Genomic DNA, 15,152 nt, shown 5'->3' with positions numbered 1-15,152 from the left:
TATTTGAAATAAAGTATCCTGTAATTGTCAAAACGTTTATGTGACAATTACAAGATTTATTTGTATTCGGCGCTTTAATTGACTGATTTCACCAGTTTTTCTTGCATCTTAGACAAGCTTTAGGTAAACTAGTAAAGATTGATAACTTGTCAAGGAGGTAATTTGAATGGCAAATCCAACAATTGCAATTGTCGGGCGCCCGAATGTAGGGAAGTCGACAATTTTTAACCGTATAGCTGGTGAGAGAATCTCTATTGTAGAAGATACACCAGGTGTAACAAGAGACCGTATTTATGCCACTGGGGAGTGGTTAGGACGTGAATTTAGTATTATTGATACAGGTGGTATCGATCTAAGTGACGAACCGTTTATGGAGCAAATCAAGCATCAAGCTGAAATTGCGATTGAGGAAGCAGATGTGATCGTATTCGTAACTAGTGGTAGAGAAGGCGTTACGGATGCAGACGAATTAGTAGCAAAAATCTTATATCGCAGTAATAAGCCAGTGATTTTAGCCGTCAATAAAGTGGATAATCCTGAAATGAGAAATGAAATCTATGAATTTTATTCTTTAGGTTTAGGCGATCCATTCCCAATTTCAGGGAGTCATGGATTGGGAATCGGTGATGTTTTAGACGAAGCAGTCAAACATTTTTCTACTGAAATCGAAGAAGAAGACGAAGATACGATCAAATTTAGTTTGATTGGACGTCCTAATGTTGGGAAATCTTCCTTGATCAATGCGATTCTTGGTGAAGACCGTGTCATTGTTTCAGAAATAGAAGGAACAACTCGTGATGCCATCGATACTCGTTTTGAATCTGAGAATGGACAAAAATTCTTGATGATCGATACAGCTGGTATGCGTAAACGAGGCAAAGTCTATGAATCAACAGAAAAATATAGTGTGATGCGTGCTATGCGTGCTATTGAACGTTCAGACATTGTTTTAATGGTTTTAAATGCTGAAGAAGGTATCCGTGAACAAGACAAGAAAGTTGCTGGATATGCACATGAAGCTGGTCGTGGGATCATTATCGTTGTGAATAAATGGGACACGATCGAAAAAGAAACAAATACGATGCGCGATTTTGAAGAAGAGATTCGCGAAGAGTTTCGTTATTTAGATTATGCGCCGATCATTTTTGTTTCTGCAGTAACGAAACAACGCTTGAATAAACTACCAGAATTGATTGAATTGGTCAGCATGAACCAAAATCTACGGATTCCGTCTGCGCTATTGAACGATGTAGTGATGGATGCGATTGCGATCAATCCAACGCCAACAGATAAAGGTAAGCGTCTAAAAGTATTCTATGGTACTCAAGTAGCGATCAAACCGCCAACATTTGTCATTTTTGTAAATGAAGAAGAATTGATGCATTTTTCATATGCAAGATTTTTAGAAAATCAAATTCGTAAAGCCTTCACGTTTGAAGGAACACCAATCAAAATTATCCCGAGAAGACGGAAGTAGCGCATTTTACCACACTTTTTTCAAATGTACAAATAAATTCATTGAGTTATAAAAAAAAATGATAGTTTTAGAAAAAACTGGTTAAAACGCATCAAAAACCTTGCTATTACAAGCTTCCTATGATATCGTGATAACAGAATATTGATCCAATTCAATATTTGTACGTGATTTTTGGACCACTCAAAAAGAAACGTAAATTCGATATCTTTTAGATATCCTATCCCTTGTGGAGGAGGTGAAATAATCCATGGCAAATAAAGCAGAATTAATCGAAAACGTTGCATCTTCAACTGGTTTAACTAAAAAAGACGCAACTGCAGCAGTGGATGCTGTATTTTCAACAATCCAAGAATCTCTTGCTAAAGGTGAAAAAGTTCAATTAATCGGTTTTGGTAACTTTGAAGTACGCGAACGTGCGGCTCGTAAAGGACGTAACCCACAAACTGGTAAAGAAATTCAAATCGCTGCAAGTAAAGTACCTGCGTTCAAACCAGGTAAAGCGTTGAAAGATGCTGTTAAATAAGACAGTTCTTAGAACCCTTGATTAATCAAGGGTTCTTTCTTTATCTAAGTGAGTATAGTTAGCAGATAATTCAGCCTAGGTAAAACATATAAATAGCCTCTTTTTGAGTTCGTGTATCCTTAAAAGTCAACATACTTATTCTATTCATCCTAAATATGAAACTTAATTATATCCAAAAGAATTTATGAATCAACTTTGGCTTTGGCTTTAAAATCAAAAAAAGTGGAACACAATCAAAATATGATCATGTTTCACTTTTTAAAAGATAAAGAATAACTAGCTATGTTTAAACCAAGTGATAAAACTATGAACAGTGTAGCGTGCTAATTATTCAAATCATGACTGAATCACTTTGTTTCTTCGAACAGCAGTATTCTAAGAACTGCGCTATTTTTCTTAGAGGTTGGCTATTTTTTGAAACAAACCCAGTATAAGCTATAAATAAGTTTTTTTTACATAAAAAAAGTAAAATATCTCCAGTAATTTATGAATCAATAATGTCTGTTTTTTAAGAAAATTAAAAAAACAACTGTCTTTGATCGAGGATCATTGCTTTTCCAAAATAAAAATCATCCCTCTTTCTGTTTTCCCTCGACTAATGGTAAAATGTAAGAGAGGGGTGTTATCGATGGAACTTGTTTATAAGAAAAATCAGTTGGAGACAACAATCATCTATGGTGAGACGTTTGCTTCCCAAATTAAATCAGCTTCAATTGAATCGAAACATCTTTTTTTGCTGACTAATCAGCGATACTATGATTTATTTTCGGAAAAACTAATTCAGCTTTTTGATGACAAACAAGAAATAGATTGGTATATTTGTAAAAATGACGCTCATTGTAATAATCTGAAAGAGCTAGAGAGTCTGTTAACTTTTTTAGCTGATTTTGATAAGCAGCAAGACTTTCTTTTCTTAGGTGTTGGAAATGAAGGAGTTGTTCAGTTAACAAACTTTTTGCATGAAACATCCGTACTGACTTCTGATTGTTGGCTTTTGCCGTTATCTATTCAATCATTAAGCAAGAGTCTGATTCATGAAGTTCGAATAGAATTAAACAATCATCCTGTTTTGCAAAGTTTGGTTCTACCAGATAAAATACTTTACGACCATACATTAACAACGGATCATGGAGATGGGAAACTAGTTGATTTTCTTGTTTTTATCCGCTGTGGTTTGGTTTGCAGCCATGATTTTTTGAGAATGCTTTTTAAAAACTACAGCGATGCAACACGTTTGAATCAGCAGTCTTTTAATGGTATGTTGGATGAGATGATTCGCTATTATGAAAAAGATGGACAAATGATCGATCAATTTGGTCGACTGTTTGAGCAGGGGTTTCTAGAAACGGCGAACGGACATCTATTATCCAGTCATATGAAACGATTTTTAGGCTGTTCGCTCCAGTTACTTTGGTCTCAAGAAGTGAATCAGTTTTCGTTTCATTATAAAAACTTCATAATTTGGTTGATTCATCTAGGTTTCCCTGTAGATTTTCCAGAACAAATTTTGGTCAGTGACTATGTGGAAGGTGTTTTAAACTGTCTTGATCGTGGAGAGAAGGCTGCTCTTTTAAAAGAAGTCGGAGAATTTGATCGGACGGAGCAACCTAAAACAGAAGATTTATTAACAACTGTAGAAAAATATAAAACTATTTTAAAAGAAATTAGAGGGTAAATGATGACAACATATAGTGAGAAAATGCTACAAGCATTACATGAAGAAGAGTTGGCTCAAGCGCAGTTGATGTTGGCAGAAGCTATTAGAAAAGATGATGATGATACGCTTGCGGATTTAGGGGAAGAATTATTGTCACTTGGATTTTTGGAAGAAGCAAAACTAGTTTTTGACCATTTAGTAACGATTTTTCCAGAGGCTGATGGCTTGAATCTTCCATTAGCTGAAATTGCGATTGAAAATAATTTGATCGATGATGCATTTGTCTATCTAGAAAAGGTAGGCAAAGATAGTGATAGCTATGTTCAAAGTTTATTAGTAACAGCTGATTTGTATCAGGTCATCGGAATTCCAGAAGTCAGTGAAGCAAAATTAAAAGAGGCACAACGATTGATGCCGGACGAACCATTGATTTTATTTGCTTTAGGTGAGTTGTATTTTTCTAATGGTCAGTTTCAAGAGGCCGCTACAGCTTACCAAGAGCTACTTGAAGGGCAAGTTGCCGAAATTTCTAATGTCTCGATCAATGAACGTTTAGGTAGTACTCTTAGCATGTCAGGCGATTTTGAAGGAGCGATCCCATTTTTAGAAAAGGCATTGGGAGAAGGTCAGACAGATGATCGTTTATTCCAATTAGCGTTCACTTACTTGCAACTCCATGAAAATCAAAAAGCAATTGCTTTACTGCAACAATTAAGAGCGTTGAATCCACATTATCAGTCGCTGTATTTATCTTTGGGTGAAGCGTTACAAGAAGAAGAACAACTTGAAGAAGCGCGTACTGTTCTAGCTGAAGGGATCAAAGAAAATCCATTCCAAGTGGATTTATATCAATTAGCCTCTGAAAATGCCTATCGATTGCATGATACAGAAAAGGCTGAAGCGTTATTGAAAGAAGCGTTGGAACTTGGCGAAAAAACGGATGAAACAAGACTTACGCTAAGTAATCTATATTTAAATGAACATAGATTTGATGAAGTGATCGATGTCGTTCAACAAATGGAAGAACAAGGGCATCCGTATGGCGAATGGAACTTGGCACATGCTTATAATGAATTGGAAGAGTTTGATTTAGCAAAAGTACATTATGAGCAAGCGTACCAAGAACTTTCCCATGAGCCTGAATTTTTAAAAGAGTATGCTGTATTTCTACGTGAGGAAGGTCAACTAGAGCAAGCAAAAGAGCTATTGCAACATTATCTTCACCACGAACCTGGGGATAACGAAGCGCAATCCCTGTTAGATGATATTGAAGAGAGATAGGTGATCATATGTTTGTCAATGTCGCAGATAAAAAGGATTTTTTAGTTTGGTTAGTCAATAATATTTCATTTAGCCAAAGAGAAGTATTATGGATTTTAAACTATTTAATCAATCACGAAGCCATTTTAAATAATGTGCATTTTATTGAACAAGCGGATAAAGCCGTTCGTGGACTAAAAGTCACGTCAAAAGAAATCGATGATGAACCCATTCGCTTATTTCTTTCAGGGAAAGAATTTACGGATACTGATCAGATTTTCCATGAAATTCGGATGAATTGGAAAGAAGCACTTTATGTTGAATGTATCTTTGATGGGTCTTGGCAAAATAGCCAGTATTTGTCTATTTTAGAGGATAATCCTTATGCCCGCTGGAATGAACAGGTGAGTGAAGAAGTAATTGAAAGTATTAATGAGTTTTTCGCTCATGAGGAAAAACAAGCGAAAATCGATTTACTCTATCGCCAAATCGATTTAGCTTTAGAAGATAAAAACCACGAAGCGTTTTTAGAGTTAACAGATGAATTAAACCGTTTGAAAAAATAAAAAAGAGACCGAGAAAAAAGTGTTTAGCTCCGAACACAAAGTCCTTCAATTCTAAGTGCTTTAGCACTTAGAAAATAAAGGAAGCAAGTTGTCTTTCAGACACCTTGTATTGTGCATCATCGAATCACTTCGTTCTTCGTGCCAAGTAGGTACTGTTTATCATCGAATTCTATTGTTCTTCGTGATTCACAGCAATTTACAACAATGTGATCGAAGCGAAGGACTTTACCGAGTAGGTACTTTTCTAGATCAACTCATCCTTCGTTGTCTATCAAAGAAATTCTAGCATATTTTATGCGTAGAAGTTAGTGAGATCGAAACAAAGTGTAGTGTAGTCGCCGCTTTTTTCTCGCCGTTTATTCAACTTTAAAGAGCGAAACAAAACTGATCTTTCGTTTTGTCCCGCTCTATTTTTGACTTAGTTAAGTTGTTTTTTTCTTTTGAAGAGCATTTTTGTCGGTCTAGAATAGGTGAACCCTTCTCCTATAGCTTCGTGAACATTAATAACAGAAATAAACGCTTTTGCATCCAGCTCATGAACGATTCGCTTGATTTCTATGATTTCACTAGGACTAACAACTACATAAAGGACTTTTTTATCGACTTGAGAATACCCACCTTGGCCCTCTAAATAGGTCACGCCACGTTCTAATAGGGACATGATTACTTCTCCAATATCTTCTGAATGATCAGAGATCACTAAGATTCCTTTGGCAGCATAGGCACCATCTAAAACCGAATCGACAACTTTACTGAAAACAAATGAAACAATCAAGGTATACATCATTCGTTTTACATCAATATAGCTCAAAGACAGAATCAAAACGAGAATATCAAAGATCAGCAAGGAACGGCCCATACTGATGCCGTAATTTTTTTCCAAAATACGAGCGATCACATCGGTTCCGCCTGTCGTCCCGCCGACTCGATAGACTAATCCGCTACCGATACCAGCAGCTAATCCAGCTAATAAAGAAGCAATCAACAAATCATGATCTAGATTAACTTCGATGGGGAATCGTTGCCATAACCATAAAAAGACAGATAAGGAAACGGTACCTAAAATTGTATAATAAAATGAGTGCTTGCCTAAAACTTTTCCCCCAATCAAAATCAACGGAATATTGATGATCAAAGTGGAGTATGCAGGATCAATATAAAAAAGTGCCCGTAAAATCAAGGTGATCCCAGTTACTCCGCCTTCTGCTAAGTCATTTGCAATATTAAAGGTGACTAAGCCAAACCCATAAAGACAAGTACCTGCTAGAATTAACAGAACGTCTTTAACATAAAACTTTTTTTCTTCAATCATTGTACTCACTCCTCGTATTTTAAAAGCGTAGCGAAACGCTAAGTTGCTGAACAATTTAGGAAATCAGCTTAAAGACGTTTTTGGTCTTCCAGATGATTTATCTAATCGTTGAGGATACTGTTTCGCGAAGCTGGCTAAAACATACTGGGTTGATGCTGTATAATTTCATCGTCAAGAACCCTTATCCAGTAATCACTTTATCATTCTCAATATAAAACAACAAGTAGAACCTTTTCAGATGGCGCAGTTTTTGATAAGATGTGTAGTAGAAAGGTTGGGGTAAAAATGAAAGACGAAAATCAATCTCTGCATTCCATGCAAGTAGAAGTGGATAACTATATCCAACAATTTAAAACGGGTTATTTTTCTCCATTAAGCCAGATGGCACGCTTAACAGAAGAAGTAGGGGAATTAGCCAGAGAGATCAATCATTATTATGGTGAAAAACCCAAGAAAACAGACGAAAAACCAAAAACGGTTTCAGAAGAGTTAGGGGATGTCTTGTTTGTCACGATGATCATGGCAAATTCTCTAGATATAGATTTAACAGAAGCATTTAAAAAAAATATGGAAAAATTCAATCAACGGGATAAATATCGTTTTGAGCGAAAGGACGGGCAAACAAATGATTAAAATTTTAGTCGCAGGATTTAAAGGAAAAATGGGGGCTACTGCAACCAAGATGGTTTTAGAGCACGTCGGATTTGAATTGGTTGGTGTGCTGGACCCATTTGAAGAAAAAGATAATCTTAGTGAATTAGTAGAATATCCAAATAATAATGCCCCGATTTTTAAAACAAAAGAAGAGGTTCTCTCTGTTCAGCCAGATGTTTGGATCGATTTTACGATTCCAAAAGTTGCCTATGAAAATACCCGATTTGCAATAGAGCATAAAATCGCGCCTGTTGTAGGAACGACTGGTTTAACGGAGGCACAATTAGCAGAATTGACTGATCTATCAGAGCGTTTGAAAGTTGGCGGCTTGATTGCACCAAATTTTGCCGTGGGTGCTGTCTTGATGATGCAATTTGCTCAAAAAGCTGCTGAATATTTTCCAGATGTTGAAATCATCGAGTTGCATCATGATAATAAGTTAGATGCACCAAGCGGAACGGCAATCAAAACGGCCGAAATGATGAGTGAAGTGCGCTCGAAAAAAACGCAAGGCCATCCAGAAGAAAAAGAGTTGATCGCTGGTGCACGCGGTGCTGATTTTGAAGGGATGAAAATTCATAGCGTTCGCTTACCAGGCATTATAGCCCATCAACAAGTACAATTTGGTGGTGTTGGAGAAGGGTTAACAATCAGACATGATTCCTATGACCGTAGTTCGTTTATGACAGGCGTTGCTTTGGGCTGTGAAAAGGTGGTTCACTTAGATAAATTAGTCTATGGACTGGAAAACTTATTATGAAATTAGAAATAATACCTGACGAATTTACCAAAGCAGCTGGAGTGCTACAAGAAATTCAAGCACATGGATTTGAAGCATATTTTGTTGGAGGCAGTGTTCGTGATGCCTTGTTGGATCAACCAATCCATGATGTAGATATAGCAACTAGCGCTTATCCAGAAGAAATCAAACAGATTTTTCATCGAACCATTGACGTAGGAATCGATCATGGGACTGTGCTTGTTTTAATCGGTGAAGAGCAATATGAAATCACAACTTTTAGAACAGAATCAACCTATCAAGATTTTAGACGTCCCGACACAGTGACGTTTGTCCGTTCATTAAAAGAAGACTTAAAACGCAGAGATTTTACAATCAATGCATTGGCGATGGATGTGAATGGTGAAATCATTGATCTATTTGATGGTATGGATGATTTAGAACAAAAAATTATTCGAGCCGTAGGAAACCCTAAAGAGCGATTTCATGAAGATGCTTTACGTATGATGCGTGGCTTGCGTTTTGCCAGTCAGTTAGATTTTATGATTGAAACCAATACATTGTCTGCGATTGAAGAATTTCATCCATTATTAGGTAAAATTTCTGTAGAGCGAATTGCAGTGGAATTTATCAAACTATTATTAGGAAAAAATCGGCGCGCCGCTTTATTACCGTTTATTGAGACTAAATGTTATCAATATTGCCCAGGTTTAAAAAAATCAGGGGAAGCATTGCTGAACTTTTCAGATCTTCCAAATAAACAGATCGAAAGTGAAAGCCAAGCATGGGCCTTATTGATTCAGATAATGGGCTTAAAAGAGAATGATATTCGCAGCTTTCTAAAAGCTTGGAAACAGTCTAATCAAATGATCCACGAAGTACAATCGTTGATTTATGGATTAAATCAACGTCTCATTGGAGACTGGAAACGAATGGATTTGTTTAACTTGGGATTGGATGCGGTTTTGTCTATAGAAAAACTATTGTTTTATTTTGGTCAAAAGAGTACACTTGAAGAAGCAAAAGAAGGTTATTTAGATTTGCCGATTCATGATAGAAAACAGTTAGCTCTAACAGGTAATGATTTATTGGCTTATTTTGATAAAAATCCTGGGAAATGGCTAGGAAATATGCTTAATATGCTTGAAATTGCTGTTGTGAACGGTCAAATAAGCAATACTAAAGAAGCACTAATTGCATATGCAAAGGATAGGATTGATAAGGAGTGAAAGCCGTGAAAGAGTTTTCAAAAAAGTTTGTTGTTGGTTTAAACGATACTGCAAAAGAGATTGGTTCTGGTGATTTAGAGGTCTTAGCTACGCCAGTTATGATCACAATGGTGGAGAATACGGCAAAAGAGTATTTGCATAAACAATTAGCCCCAGAAGAAACCAGTGTTGGCACATTGATCGAAGCGAGACATTTACGCCCTTCTGTAGTAGGAGCCCAAATGATTATTAAAGTTAAGGTCGCTTCACAGGAAAAAACAAAAATCAATTTTTCTTTCGAGGTATTTGACAATGAACAAGTCGTAGCGACAGGGATTCATCAAAGAGCTGTTATCTTAACGGATGTTTTTTTAGAGAAATTAGCTCATCCTAACTAAAGAAGCTAATAGTGTGACCTAACATGAAAGTTATGCTAAACTTAACTTTGTAGAAATTATTTTAGATAAGGAGACTTATATTATGAGTAGAGAAATGACAGGATTGAAATTTTATTTTAGAAATGGTGAAACTTGGACGATTGGTCGCCGTTTTATCGGAGATTTATGGATCAAACAGATCACAACTAGTTTTGGTCGTATCCACGGAAGCGAATTTATGGAAATCCATCCATGTGAAGGCTTTAAAATCGAAATTTTCCAAGAAGGAGATCACGTTCAAACGCATGATATCAATCTTGGTGGTCTTGAATTAGGAATGTTTGCTCGTGCTTTGAAATATGAAGATATTGAACGTATGGAAATTTTATACAAAACAGGTACACCAGATTTAGTTTACTTCCCATACAAAGATAAAACGGACGAAGGATTAGATAATGTTTACCAATCTACTAAAGTCAGCGAAAAAACAAAAAGCTTATATATCGTAATCGACCCAGAACAAACAGTTGATGATGTATATGGTGAAGAATTTTAATATGTAACTAATTGACCGTGGACTTCTTTTTAAAAGATTCTACGGTTTTTTGTGAGATTGGGCGAGGTGTATTGGATGAAAGCAATGGAACTATCTTTTAAAGAAAACCAAGCTATTTTAACCTTAAATAAGGAAACTACGATACCAGTTAGAGAAAAAGGCCAGCTTTTGATCAAAGTTGCGGCAGCTGCTGTCAACCGGACGGATTTAGTCGCTAAAGAAACTGGAAACTTACCCAAAGGCAATGCGATTTTAGGTGTAGAAGTTTCTGGAATAGTAGTAGAGAGCGACACAGAACTTTTTCCATGTGGCAGTCGTGTGATGGGGCTTGTCAATGGTGGTGGTTATGCGGAGTATGTCGCGATGAATGTCGGAAATGCCATGCCATTATCAGATCAGTTGACCTTTGAAGAAGGAGCGGCCATTCCAGAAGTTTTTCTTACGGCTTATCAAACACTATTTTGGCTTGGAAATTTGACTGCTGCTCAAACCGTATTAATTCATGCCGGTGCTAGTGGAGTTGGGACAGCTGCGATTCAGTTAGCCAAACAATTAAGTTCCGCTAAAATCGCTATCACGGCAAGTTCCGCAGAAAAACTCGCGTTATGTCGGACACTGGGAGCAGATAGTTTAATTAACTATCGAGAAGAAGCGTTTAGTCAAAAAATCATAGAAGAGACAGATGGTCGTGGTGTTGATTTGATTTTAGACTTTATCGGAGCTTCTTATTGGGAGAAAAATCTAGCCAGTCTCGCTGTTGATGGGTACTTGATTCTAATTGGCATTTTAGGTGGGACAATTGTTAAAGACGTGAACCTGATGACGTTATTACAGAAAAGAATCACAGTCAAAGGCACGTTACTTACCCCTAGAAGTGATGATTATAAGGCTAAACTAACAAAAGAGTTTGTTGCAAGGACAAATAAGTTATTTGCGGCCGGTCAGTTAAAGCCGATCATTGATTCTGTATTTCAACTTGAAAATGTAGAAAATGCGCATCGCTATATGGAAAGTAATAAGAATAAAGGGAAGATCATTTTAAGCATTAATTGAGGTTGAAAATAATCGAAGTAAGCCTTGGAAACGGAAGATTGTGCAATTAAAAAGTCCCTTGATTTTAAATTTAAAAGAAAAAAATGTTGACACTTAGTTTTAGTAGGTATATACTGAGAACAATTCTTAAATAAATCAGTTACGGAGTGATTCATATGACAACCATGAAGCATAACCAATTACAACTGAATAATTATTACTTTAGCTATTTTAGATGAGTTTGTATTCATAAACATTATGGATGCAGACTAGCAAGTTTGTATCTATGATGGCTAGGGGATTTTGAGATGACTTTCAGCCGCGTAGATGATAAAATCTATAGTGGCTTTTATATTACCTATTTTTGTGAGGTGTTCACTGTAGATTTTTCTAAAAATTTACGTGAATACCTTTTTTATTTGACGAAAATCACATTTTGAGGAGGAAATAACATGGAGAATAAGATCACAGGCCACACGAGACTGGCTGCACTATTTGCTACACCGATTCGTCACAGTGTTTCACCCATGATCCATAATACAGCTTTTCAAACACTAGGAATCGATGCGGTATATCTTGCTTTCGAAGTGGGAACAGAGGGATTAAAACAAGCAATCGATTCAATCAAAAATTTGGATATGATGGGCGCTAACCTATCGATGCCAAACAAAATCTTAGCAGTAGAGTATATGGATGAGCTAAGTGAAGCAGCTCGCTTGATCGGCGCTGTCAACACGATTACGAATCATCAAGGTAAACTGACAGGTCATAATACAGACGGCACCGGATTTATGAGAAGCTTGCAAGATATTGAAGTTGATCTTATTGGTAAAAAAATGACAATCATCGGTGCAGGTGGTGCAGCTACAGCAATTATTGTCCAAGCAGCTTTAGATGGAGTTAAGGAAATCACTGTTTATAATCGAAAAGATGATTTCTACGATAAAATCAAAGAAAAATTAGCGTATATTTCTGAAAATACTAACTGTACAATTAACTTATATGACTTGTCTGATGAAGCCGCTTTGGCTGAAGATGTAGCAGAAAGTGCCTTATTACTAAACGCAACTGGTGTGGGAATGAAGCCGTTAGAAGGTCAAACACCGATTCAAGATTATTCGATCATTCGGCCAGACTTAGCTGTCTGCGATGTTATTTATACACCCAGAGAAACAGAATTTCTTAAACAAGCCCGCTTACGTGGTGCAAAAACAAACAATGGATTAGGTATGTTGCTTTATCAAGGCGCCGCTGCTTTTGAAAAGTGGACCGGAAAAGAAATGCCCATAGCAATCGTAAAACCAATTATTGAAAACAACTAACTTATAATTTGACTGAAGGAGAGAACAACAATGATCGTAATTATGAAATCAGAAGCAACAAAAGCACAAATTAAATCGGTGATCGAACGAGTGAAAAAAGAAGGTCTAGAAGTTCACTTAAGTGAAGGGAAAGAACAGACGATCATTGGTTTGGTTGGAGACACAAGAAAAATGCAAGATGTGGCGTTTAATAGTTACGATGGTGTTGAAAATGCGGTAAGAATTTCACTGACATACAAATTAACAAGTCGGGAATTTCACCCAGAAAATACAGTTGTCAACGTTGACGGGATTAAAATAGGTGATGGTAGCATGACCATGATGGCTGGTCCTTGTTCGATTGAAAGTTTAGATCAAATCCGCGAATGTGCCAGAATTGCTAAAGCTGGTGGTGCAACGATTTTACGTGGTGGAGCATTTAAACCTAGAACTTCTCCTTACGCGTTTCAAGGATTAGAAGAAGAAGGCTTGAAGTACATTCGTCAAGCAGCCGATGAATTTGACATGAAAGTTATTACAGAAGTCATGGATGAAGCGCATATTGATATGATTGCTCAATACAGTGATATTTTGCAAATTGGTGCGAGAAATATGCAAAACTTCAAATTATTACAAGCAGTTGGAAAAACAGGTAAACCAATTGGCTTAAAACGTGGTATTTCTGGTACAATTGATGAGTGGTTAAATGCTGCGGAGTACATTGCGGCACAAGGTAACTTCAATGTGATTTTCATTGAACGTGGGATTCGTACCTACGAAACAGCCACACGTAATACGTTAGATTTGAGTGCTGTACCACTAATTAAAAAGCTAAGCCATTTTCCGATTATTGTTGACCCTAGTCACGGAGTTGGGATTTGGGATCTAGTTCCTCCAATGGCACGAGCAGGAGTTGCTGCTGGTGCAGATGGATTAATCGTTGAAATCCATCCAGATCCAGTTAATGCTTGGTCTGATGGTCCACAATCACTAAATGAAAAAACTTACATGCGTATGATGCAAGAAGTTCATATTATGGAAAATGCAATGAAAGAAATCAATGCTCTAGGTGAATAAAGTAACGAAATTAAAGCATATCTGAAGGTTAGTATTTCTTCTTAATAAAAAATAGGAGTTGAAAAAATGAAACTCACGGTAAATTTACCAAACCATTCTTATGATTTAACCATTGAAAAAGGGTTGTTGAAAAATATCGGTCCTTGGGCAAAAGCGTTATGGGCACCGCAAAAAGTTGTAATCATAACGGATACTAATGTTCAGCCTTTGTATGGTGAAGAAGTCTCCAAACATTTACAAGAAGCTGGCTTTGAGCCTGCAACTTTTGTGATCGATGCAGGTGAACAGAGTAAAAGCCTAACTGTCGCTGCTGAAATTTACGATTTTCTAGCTGATAAAGGATTGACTCGAAGTGATGGGATTATCGCTTTAGGTGGTGGTGTTGTGGGTGATTTAGCAGGGTTTGTTGCTTCAACGTATATGCGTGGATTGCATTTTTTACAAGTTCCAACAACCTTGTTGGCACAAGTAGATAGTAGTATTGGCGGTAAAACAGCCGTCAATACTTCTAAAGCCAAAAATTTAGTTGGAACATTTGCTCAACCAGATGGCGTTTTAATCGATCCTGATACATTGAACACATTAGACGTTCGACGAGTGAGAGAAGGGATTGCTGAAATCATTAAATCAGCTGCGATTGCAGATAAGCACTTATGGCAAAAACTGGCTGATTTGACTGATGAGCATGATTTGATTATACATGCAGTAGAGATCATTGCTGATTGCTGTAAAATAAAACGAAAAGTGGTAGAAGAAGATGAATTAGATAATGGTGTTCGTTTACTTCTCAATTTTGGGCATACAATCGGTCATGCGTTAGAAAATACAGCTGGTTACGGTAAATTAACTCATGGTGAAGGGGTTGCAATCGGGATGAGCCAAATCACCAGAGTTGCTGAAAGTAAAAAATTAACGCCGAGCGGTACGACAGAACAATTGAATAAAATGATCCAAAAATTCCATTTGCCGATCACATCAGAGCTGTGGGATCAAGAACAACTGTACAGTGCGTTGACACATGATAAAAAAGCGCGCGGTGGAAAAATCAATATTATTTTATTAGAAACGATCGGGAATGCAAAAATTGTTCGTATTCCAATTGAAGAAATGAAGAGTTATTTAGACTAGCCAGCAATGTGTGTTAGCTTTTCGGGGTGAAGGTAAAAATCGAATGTGATAAAAAGTGTTACATTCAATTTTTACTATTTTTCAGTTAAGACTAAACGAGCCTGCTAAGCTTTTGCTTTGAAACATGCCAAGAAACACAACGAGGAACTGAGTTGATGTTGATTGGTACAAGGTGAAGCAAAGCAGAACGTTGTTACCATGCATTATCTAGCTTCAAGAGCTAGCTTCTCGAGAAAAAGATAAAAACTGAATGAGGCAAAAATCACCTCAGTCATTTTTGCCTAT

General features: G+C 36.8%; 15 protein-coding genes. 14 read left to right on the top strand and 1 reads right to left on the bottom strand.

Features of this window, described 5'->3' with window-relative positions:
- Window positions 1-166 precede the first annotated feature (166 nt).
- From der to A5819_RS14690, 5 genes are all read left to right on the top strand, one after another.
- Window positions 167-1,477: a ribosome biogenesis GTPase Der gene (gene der / locus A5819_RS14710; protein WP_086279492.1), complete on the top strand. Its 1,311-nt coding sequence runs from the start codon at window positions 167-169 to the stop codon at window positions 1,475-1,477.
- 247 nt (window positions 1,478-1,724) lie between these two features.
- Complete coding sequence (locus A5819_RS14705; RefSeq protein WP_010761417.1) at window positions 1,725-2,000, top strand: HU family DNA-binding protein; 276 nt, start codon at window positions 1,725-1,727, stop codon at window positions 1,998-2,000.
- 628 nt (window positions 2,001-2,628) lie between these two features.
- Window positions 2,629-3,675, top strand: coding sequence for a hypothetical protein (locus tag A5819_RS14700; protein ID WP_086279491.1), 1,047 nt, complete (start codon window positions 2,629-2,631; stop codon window positions 3,673-3,675).
- A gap of 3 nt (window positions 3,676-3,678) precedes the next feature.
- Window positions 3,679-4,938 carry a tetratricopeptide repeat protein gene (locus tag A5819_RS14695; protein ID WP_086279727.1) on the top strand — a complete coding sequence of 420 codons (1,260 nt, stop codon included), beginning with the start codon at window positions 3,679-3,681 and terminating at the stop codon, window positions 4,936-4,938.
- Between the two features lie 8 nt (window positions 4,939-4,946).
- Window positions 4,947-5,483, top strand: a complete 537-nt coding sequence (locus tag A5819_RS14690; RefSeq protein ID WP_086279490.1) for a ReoY family proteolytic degradation factor — start codon at window positions 4,947-4,949, stop codon at window positions 5,481-5,483.
- 418 nt (window positions 5,484-5,901) lie between these two features.
- Here A5819_RS14690 and A5819_RS14685 read toward each other — a convergent pair whose 3' ends face one another.
- On the bottom strand, window positions 5,902-6,795 hold the full coding sequence (locus A5819_RS14685) for a YitT family protein (protein ID WP_303393680.1): 894 nt from the start codon (window positions 6,793-6,795) through the stop codon (window positions 5,902-5,904).
- 285 nt (window positions 6,796-7,080) lie between these two features.
- Here A5819_RS14685 and A5819_RS14680 point away from each other — a divergent pair, with 285 nt between their 5' ends.
- The 9 genes from A5819_RS14680 (at window position 7,081) to aroB (ending at window position 14,867) form a co-directional block, all read left to right on the top strand.
- A complete protein-coding gene (locus tag A5819_RS14680) occupies window positions 7,081-7,428 on the top strand; it encodes a nucleotide pyrophosphohydrolase (protein ID WP_086279489.1) in 348 nt (115 codons plus the stop codon).
- Window positions 7,421-8,209 (top strand): 4-hydroxy-tetrahydrodipicolinate reductase, encoded by a 789-nt coding sequence (gene dapB, locus A5819_RS14675; RefSeq protein ID WP_086279488.1) that lies wholly within the window; start codon window positions 7,421-7,423, stop codon window positions 8,207-8,209. The genes A5819_RS14680 and dapB overlap by 8 nt, the downstream gene beginning before the upstream one ends.
- The gene (locus A5819_RS14670; protein WP_086279487.1) at window positions 8,206-9,417 is read left to right on the top strand and encodes a CCA tRNA nucleotidyltransferase; all 1,212 of its coding nucleotides are present in this window, start codon (window positions 8,206-8,208) and stop codon (window positions 9,415-9,417) included. Before dapB ends, A5819_RS14670 begins: the two co-directional genes overlap by 4 nt.
- A 5-nt stretch (window positions 9,418-9,422) precedes the next feature.
- Entirely contained in the window at window positions 9,423-9,794 is a 372-nt protein-coding gene (locus A5819_RS14665) for a thioesterase family protein (RefSeq protein ID WP_086279486.1), read from the top strand.
- 82 nt (window positions 9,795-9,876) lie between these two features.
- Window positions 9,877-10,329: a hypothetical protein gene (locus tag A5819_RS14660; RefSeq protein WP_086279485.1), complete on the top strand. Its 453-nt coding sequence runs from the start codon at window positions 9,877-9,879 to the stop codon at window positions 10,327-10,329.
- Window positions 10,330-10,404: 75 nt separating this feature from the next.
- Window positions 10,405-11,382: an NAD(P)H-quinone oxidoreductase gene (locus tag A5819_RS14655; RefSeq protein ID WP_086279484.1), complete on the top strand. Its 978-nt coding sequence runs from the start codon at window positions 10,405-10,407 to the stop codon at window positions 11,380-11,382.
- Between the two features lie 431 nt (window positions 11,383-11,813).
- Window positions 11,814-12,683, top strand: coding sequence for a shikimate dehydrogenase (gene aroE / locus A5819_RS14650; protein ID WP_086279483.1), 870 nt, complete (start codon window positions 11,814-11,816; stop codon window positions 12,681-12,683).
- A gap of 30 nt (window positions 12,684-12,713) precedes the next feature.
- A complete protein-coding gene (aroF, locus tag A5819_RS14645; protein WP_086279482.1) occupies window positions 12,714-13,739 on the top strand; it encodes a 3-deoxy-7-phosphoheptulonate synthase in 1,026 nt (341 codons plus the stop codon).
- A 66-nt stretch (window positions 13,740-13,805) separates the two neighbouring features.
- Window positions 13,806-14,867: a 3-dehydroquinate synthase gene (gene aroB, locus A5819_RS14640; RefSeq protein WP_086279481.1), complete on the top strand. Its 1,062-nt coding sequence runs from the start codon at window positions 13,806-13,808 to the stop codon at window positions 14,865-14,867.
- The last annotated feature ends 285 nt before the right edge of the window (window positions 14,868-15,152 follow it).

The organism is Enterococcus sp. 7E2_DIV0204, from assembly GCF_002140855.1.
Classification (GTDB): domain Bacteria; phylum Bacillota; class Bacilli; order Lactobacillales; family Enterococcaceae; genus Enterococcus_L; species Enterococcus_L lemimoniae.
The sequence above is the reverse complement of the archived record's forward strand: the minus strand, read 5'-3'. Positions and strand labels throughout refer to the sequence as shown.

Excerpts from the sequence above, each read along its gene's own strand:
- der (WP_086279492.1), top strand. The coding sequence starts at position 167 with ATGGCAAATCCAACAATTGCAATTGTCGGGCGCCCGAATGTAGGGAAG.
- A5819_RS14705 (WP_010761417.1), top strand. The coding sequence starts at position 1,725 with ATGGCAAATAAAGCAGAATTAATCGAAAACGTTGCATCTTCAACTGGT.
- A5819_RS14700 (WP_086279491.1), top strand. The coding sequence starts at position 2,629 with ATGGAACTTGTTTATAAGAAAAATCAGTTGGAGACAACAATCATCTAT.
- A5819_RS14695 (WP_086279727.1), top strand. The coding sequence starts at position 3,679 with ATGACAACATATAGTGAGAAAATGCTACAAGCATTACATGAAGAAGAG.
- A5819_RS14690 (WP_086279490.1), top strand. The coding sequence starts at position 4,947 with ATGTTTGTCAATGTCGCAGATAAAAAGGATTTTTTAGTTTGGTTAGTC.
- A5819_RS14685 (WP_303393680.1), bottom strand. The coding sequence starts at position 6,795 with ATGATTGAAGAAAAAAAGTTTTATGTTAAAGACGTTCTGTTAATTCTA.
- A5819_RS14680 (WP_086279489.1), top strand. The coding sequence starts at position 7,081 with ATGAAAGACGAAAATCAATCTCTGCATTCCATGCAAGTAGAAGTGGAT.
- dapB (WP_086279488.1), top strand. The coding sequence starts at position 7,421 with ATGATTAAAATTTTAGTCGCAGGATTTAAAGGAAAAATGGGGGCTACT.
- A5819_RS14670 (WP_086279487.1), top strand. The coding sequence starts at position 8,206 with ATGAAATTAGAAATAATACCTGACGAATTTACCAAAGCAGCTGGAGTG.
- A5819_RS14660 (WP_086279485.1), top strand. The coding sequence starts at position 9,877 with ATGAGTAGAGAAATGACAGGATTGAAATTTTATTTTAGAAATGGTGAA.
- A5819_RS14655 (WP_086279484.1), top strand. The coding sequence starts at position 10,405 with ATGAAAGCAATGGAACTATCTTTTAAAGAAAACCAAGCTATTTTAACC.
- aroE (WP_086279483.1), top strand. The coding sequence starts at position 11,814 with ATGGAGAATAAGATCACAGGCCACACGAGACTGGCTGCACTATTTGCT.
- aroF (WP_086279482.1), top strand. The coding sequence starts at position 12,714 with ATGATCGTAATTATGAAATCAGAAGCAACAAAAGCACAAATTAAATCG.
- aroB (WP_086279481.1), top strand. The coding sequence starts at position 13,806 with ATGAAACTCACGGTAAATTTACCAAACCATTCTTATGATTTAACCATT.